The organism is Gemmatimonas sp. (assembly GCF_044345575.1).
Taxonomy (GTDB): Bacteria; Gemmatimonadota; Gemmatimonadetes; order Gemmatimonadales; family Gemmatimonadaceae; genus Gemmatimonas.
Window position 1 is genome coordinate 1 of the sequence record NZ_JBIJAW010000192.1, and the last position, 6,212, is coordinate 6,212.

Here is a 6,212-nt window from a genome sequence, read left to right on the forward strand (position 1 = left end):
GACATTTACGTCGCAGGTGGGCACCTCGGGGTTCGGCCGACGGACTCTCGAGATCTGTATCGAAGGCTTCCGTATCGAAAACCGCACGGTGTACAACGTGCGCTTCGCCACGGCAGCGGACGCACCGATTGCAATGAATTCGCTCGCCGCACGCGGCGTAAACGCCGGGCTCGCAGCCCTGCGCGCCTCGACGGCGACCATGCGTCGCGTGCTCGACCATCGCCAGCGGCAGGGCGAGTCACTCGACGCCGGCGGCATCGACGAGGGCGATTTGCTCGCCGAGACAGAGGGCTCCGTCGCGCTGGTGGCGTCTCTCTGCGAAGAGGGGGACGACCCGGTACAGCTGTTGCGTATTGACGCCTTGGCGGCCGAGCACCTCGCGCAAATAGCGGCGTCGCTCGGCAGCACGTGGCGACTCGAGTGGAGCAACAACGCCGGCGAAGTGGTTACGCTTGGCGCGCCCAACGCCCTGCGTCGCGTGCTGACGCTCATGGTGATCACGGCGCAGCAGGAGGCGCAGCAGCGCCACCTGCGCGTGACGCTCGAGCGGCGCACGGGGGAGCTGTGCGTACGCGTCAGCTATCGCCCCTCCTCCGCGCGCGGCCGCGAAGGGGCCATGACGTCCGAGCCGCGGAGCGCGGTCGATTCCGGTCACCTTATCGAAATCGGCCGGTGGGTTCACCAGCTTGGTGGGTACCTCAACGCCCGCACTGATGCCGATGAGACGGCGTGGATCGAATGTGTCCTCCCACTCGTGGCTGAGCGCTGAGTTCCGCCTGCCAGCCACGCGCCACGCCACCACCTGCATTCTCGCTGCGTGACTGTTCCACCCACCAACCAGCCGTTCCCACCACTCACGCTGGTTCCGCGGGAGAACCCGTTCGACACCATCTTCGACCGCGGTACGCCGACGGCCCCTCGCGGGCGATTCGTCGTCGTGATCGCGCTCGATGAAGGTCGATATCAGGCGTTAAGCATGGCCCTCGGCGCGAGCCACATCACCGCCGTGGCCGCGCACAGCGAGTCGGAAGCAGTGCGTCTCCTCAACAGCCGTACCGGACTCGCCGTCGTTGTCGGTGGCGACGCAGCGGCGGTGGCCGTGATCGCCCGTAGCGTCCGGAGCTCGGTCAGCGCCCGGGGGGTCCCCATCATCGGCTGGCTCGCGGCGCGTACGCTGGTTCCCGTGAGTACCCAACTCGTCGCCAGCGGCGTCGATGCCGTGCTGGACGACCGTCATGCGGCCTCCGACGTCATCGCGACCATCGGGGATCGTCGGCAGCGGATCGACGGTTCACTGGCGGACGACATGCTGCTGTCGGGACAGCGACTGCTCGATGTCATTCCGACCGCCATCTTCATCGTGGACGCCAATGGGGCCGTGGCGTGGTGCAACGGCGCGGCGCTCGAGCTGACGGCGCGCACCACGAATTTCACGCAGGACGCCCTTTTCGGCCCCTTCCTGCAGCTGTTCGGGGGCGCGGATGCCCCCAATGTTGCAGCGTGCCTCGCCGAAACAACGACGGCGGAGATCGGCTATACCTCCCAGGTTGCCATCACCATGGGCGTAGGACCATATGCCGTTCCTGTCACCCTGCAGTTCTCGCGTCTTGGCGAGTTGGGCTTGGGCTGGGCTGTCGCCGTCGTTGCCGTACCCACGCCAGCTCACCGTGGGCCCGCACTCCCCGCCCGCTCGTCGTTCGAGCAGCTGTCGACGATCGTTCGCCCACTGATTCGCGGTCTGCATATGGTCACGAACACGCTACTGGGGCTGCGCGATCATGCGCGCACGAACGCGGGCACGCCAACCGCGGTCGACGAGCAATCGCTCTTGTTCGAAGCTCGAACCCTCGTGGAATTGGTGGATCTGCTGCACCGCGAAGACACACCGGATCCGGCCGACTACGTCGATCTGGCGACGGTGTGCGACGAGCAGTTCGCCCTGCTACGCAAGGCGGTAGCGATTCCGATCGTTCACCGTCAGACGGACCAAGGGAAACCCTGCCTGATCAAGGCCGACGCCGTGACGGTGGCGCGAATCCTCAGCATGGCGGTGTTGTATCTGTTGCGTCAGGCGGAGCGCACCGGGTCGCTGACGGCGTTTCTATCGGCGCAGAGCGGTGAGGCCGAACTCCGTCTGCTCTACTGTGCCGGACCCATGCCGCTCACGTTCCCGCCGGCGCATCCGGCCCTGGCGCTCCCGGTCTCCGACCCCTCGCTCCGCGTCATCAGCCGATTGACGCGAGAGTTGGGTGGCTCCTTGCTGGTTTCCGATGGCCCCAGGAGCACGCAGCAGATCCAGCTCCGGTTGCCGTTGGCGCCGGAACCCCGCAAACCGGCCCTCCGTAGCTGGTAGTCACGCGGGCGCGACCACCGCGCCGGAGGTCGCACGCCCGTGCCCTGGCGACCGCATATTCGTCTCAGGACAGACCCTGCCTCAGACGACCGATGCCATTGCTCTTGCGGCACGTACTTGCCGGACTCACTGTTGCCGCCGTCACCGCCTGCGCTGGAGGCAAGGACAGCGCGGAGGCGCGCTCGCCCACCGCGCCCAGTCCGGTCACGCCGGGGACCATCGCCGTAAGCAGCAGCGGCCTGCCGGCGGGGGCGAGCGCCGATTTGCAGATCGTGGGGCCCCTGCCAGGGAGCGCGTTCAACCGCGCGGCCACAGCCGGCACCAGTTGGGCTGACGTGCCCGTGGGGCGCTACACCGTCACCGTGCGCCCGGTGCGTACCGCGCTGGGCACGTGGGTCGGCACGCCGGCCACCTTCGAAGTCACGGTCCCCTCATCGGCGGCGGTGCAGGTGGCCGCTACCTATCGCCCCGCCCCGTCGGCCCTGGCTATCACGGTATCGGGGCTTCCAGCCACCGCCACCGCCGCTGCGTCGGCCACGCCGCCCGGGGGATCGCCAACTGCGGTCACGCAGAGCACGACCCTGCTCGCGGCCCAGCGCACCGATCAGCCTACCACCCTCGAACGGTGGGCGCTCTCGGCTGCCACCGTGACCGCCGAGGGCGCACGCTTCTCGCCGTCCCGCACCACGCTCGACACCACCGTGAGCTTCGGCGACACGGCGCGCGTCGAGCTCCGCTACACCGTGTCGTCGGGGGCGCTCGCCGTGGCCATCACCGGCCTCCCGAATGGCGTGGGCGGCAATGTGAAAGTGCTGGGCCCTGGCGCTGACACCACGTCGCGCTCCGTCAGCGCCACCTCCACCCTCACCGGGCTCAACCCCGGGCGCTATCGGGTAATCAGCGCACCGGTGGCGCAGCAGGGCGTCACCTATCGTCCAGCCACCGACACCCTGGTCGTCGACGTCACCGCCTCGCTCGTGGCGGCGCCGGCGCCGGTGACCTACGCGGCCCAAGTGGGACGGCTCGTGCTGCAGAGCAGCGGCCTGCCCGGCGGCAGCACGCCGACCTTGCGCGTGGTCGGCACTGGCATCGATCGCAGCGTCACCAACCCCGGCACGGTGGACTCGCTCCCGGTGGGCACCTACACCGTGTCGGCCGCGCCGGTGCTGGCAGGCAACGAAAAGTGGGCGCCCACCCCGGCGTCGCAGGCCGTCACCATCACCACGGGCGGTACGAGTACGGCATCGTTCACCTACACGCTGCTGCCGACGGTCGTCGACGTACCGGTGACGGGGCTGCCGAACGGCACCAACGCCGCGATTCAGCTCACCGATCCGGCGGGGGTGAACTACACCGTGACGGGGTCGTTCCGAGTCACGCCGGCCACGCCGGGCCGCTGGCGGCAGACGGCGTCGGCGGTCACGACCAGCGTGGCGGCCTACGCGCCGGCGCGCACGGCACGCGACACCACGGTGTCCCCGGGTGATACCCTGCCCTTTGGCGTGCAGTACAGCATCAGCACCGGCTCGCTCGCCGTGGCGGTGACCGGGCTGCCCACAGGGGCCAATGGCGCCGTCACGGTCACCGGGCCCGGCAACTTCTCGCGCGCCCTCACGGCCACCACCACGCTCGTGCTGCTCACGCCGGGCACCTACACTGTATCCGCCGGGTCGGTGAGCACCGCGGGCGGCACCTACAGTGCCGCGCCGTCCACGCAAACCGTGAACGTAGTGGCCAGCGCGGTAGCGGCGGCGGCCACGGTGGCCTACACGCTCCCCGGCGGCAGCATCGCCATTGCCGCGAGCGGCTATCCTGCCGGCACCACGCCGGTGTTCACTCTCACGGGCCCCGGCGCCACCCGCACGCAGAACGGCCCTGGCACCGTGACCGGGCTCCCAGCCGGAACATGGACCGTGAGCGCCGCGAGCGTGTCCTCAGCCGGTACGACCTACACACCGTCGCCGGCATCCACCACGGCTACCGTGAGCGTGAACGCCACGAGCAACGTGTCGTTCGTCTACGCGGCACCGCCGTCGGGACCCAACTACACGATCAGCGGCGTGTATCTCACGCAGGCCATCCAGAAGCTCGACAACTCCGTCGCGCTGGTGGCCAACCGCGAGGCTCTGCTGCGGGTGTTCGTCACGGCTAACGCAGCCAATAGCGCGCGTCCCGAGGTGCGCGTGCGCCTGTACGACGGCACCACGCTCCTCAGCACCACCACCATCGCGGCGCCGGAAGCCTCGGTGCGCACGAGCATCGCCGAGGGCACGCTGAGTTCCACGTGGAACCTCACGGTGCCGGCGGCCAACATGCGCACCACCACGCGGGTGCTGGTGGAGCTCGACCCGGCGCAGGCGGTTCCTGACGCCGATCGCAGCGACAACAGCTGGCCGTCGAGCGGCACACCGCAGGCGGTCACCGTACGCACCGCACCCACCTTCACCGTGCGTTTCGTGCCGGTGATCGTGGGCACCGACACGGGGCGCGTGACGAATGCCAATCAGGCAAGCTTCCTCGCCCTGTCCCGGCGGCTCTGGCCGCTGCAGAGTGTGGTGAGCGATGTGCGCGTGCCGTTTACCAGCAGCGCCGACACGCTCAACAGCGAAGACACCAACGGCAAGTGGCTCACCGTGCTCAGCGAGGTCAATGCGCTGCGCACCACCGACGGGGCCCCAACCACGACGCATTACTACGGCGTGGTGCGGGTGCGCTACACGAGTGGCGTGGCGGGCTACGGCTATCGACCCGGCCGCGCGGCGGTGGGATGGGATTATCTCCCGAGTGGCAACGAGGTGGCCGCGCACGAGTGGGGGCACAACTTCGGGCGAGAGCACGCCCCGTGCGGGGTGAGCGGCGACCCGAGCTACCCCTATGCCGGTGGGGTGATCGGCGGGTTCGGCTGGAATTCCGGCACCAACAGCATCGTGTCGAGTAGCGCCACCGACATCATGGGCTATTGCAGCAACCAGTGGGTGAGCGACTACAGCTGGAGCGCGGTGATGACCTATCGCAGCACCTCGGGCTTCGTGACGTCAGCCGAGGGTGCAAGCGTTGGCGACGGGCTCCTGGTGTGGGGGCGTGTGGTCGACGGGCGCATCGAACTGGAACCGTCGTTCCGTGTGACGGCACCGATTACCCCCGCTCCGCGTGGCGCCACGCACCAGGTGGAACTGCTCGATGCGAATGGGACGGCGCTCGTCGCGATGCCCCTCGAGGCCTCAGTCGTGGACCATACGGCCCCGGGGCAAGAGCAGCGCCAGTTCGCCGTGGTGCTGCCCTGGTCGCCCACGCTCGAACAGCGGTTGCAGCAGGTGCGCGTGCGTGACGTCCGCGTACCGACGCGGGCGGCGGTACAGCGCGCCGCGGCGGCTATGCCCTCCCCCGGTGGCGCCCGTGCGCTGGCGGACGATCCGTCGGCCCGGCTCGATCGCGCGGCGCGCCAGATACGGGTGCGCTGGGACAACCCGACCTACCGCATGGCCATGGTACGCGATGCCGCCACGGGTCAGATCATGGGCTTCGTGCGCCGCCAGGGTGCGGTCGTGGCCACCGACGGCCGCAGCGTCGACGTGGTGTTCTCGGACGGCGTGCGGAGCGTGGTGCGGCGGTAGGGCGGCGGCGGCGGGCGGGGAGACGCGAATACACGGAGAGCACAGAGTGTGGTGAGGGCACGGAGAACCGCGAGCCGGATCCGTCAAAACCCCTCGGTGAGCTCCAACCACCTCGGTGAGCTCGGTGCTCACGCGTTTCCCCACCAATTGCGGAGCGTGGTGCGGCGGTAGCCGGGCGGGAAACGCGAAGGCACGGAGTTCACAGAGTGTGGTGAGGGCACGGAGAACCGCGAGCCGGGTCCGTC

Annotated in this window: 3 protein-coding genes; all 3 read left to right on the forward strand. The window is 69.3% G+C overall.

The features are described from left to right. Window positions 1–769: hypothetical protein (locus ACIQ6O_RS11305; protein ID WP_396207893.1), on the forward strand; the 769-nt coding region annotated here is incomplete at its 5' end. 48 nt (window positions 770–817) lie between these two features. Continuing rightward, window positions 818–2,353, forward strand: coding sequence for a PAS domain-containing protein (locus ACIQ6O_RS11310; protein ID WP_396207894.1), 1,536 nt, complete (start codon window positions 818–820; stop codon window positions 2,351–2,353). A gap of 92 nt (window positions 2,354–2,445) precedes the next feature. Beyond that, window positions 2,446–5,967, forward strand: coding sequence for a hypothetical protein (locus ACIQ6O_RS11315; RefSeq protein ID WP_396207895.1), 3,522 nt, complete (start codon window positions 2,446–2,448; stop codon window positions 5,965–5,967). The last annotated feature ends 245 nt before the right edge of the window (window positions 5,968–6,212 follow it).

Excerpts from the sequence above, each read along its gene's own strand:
- ACIQ6O_RS11315 (WP_396207895.1), top strand. The coding sequence starts at position 2,446 with ATGCCATTGCTCTTGCGGCACGTACTTGCCGGACTCACTGTTGCCGCC.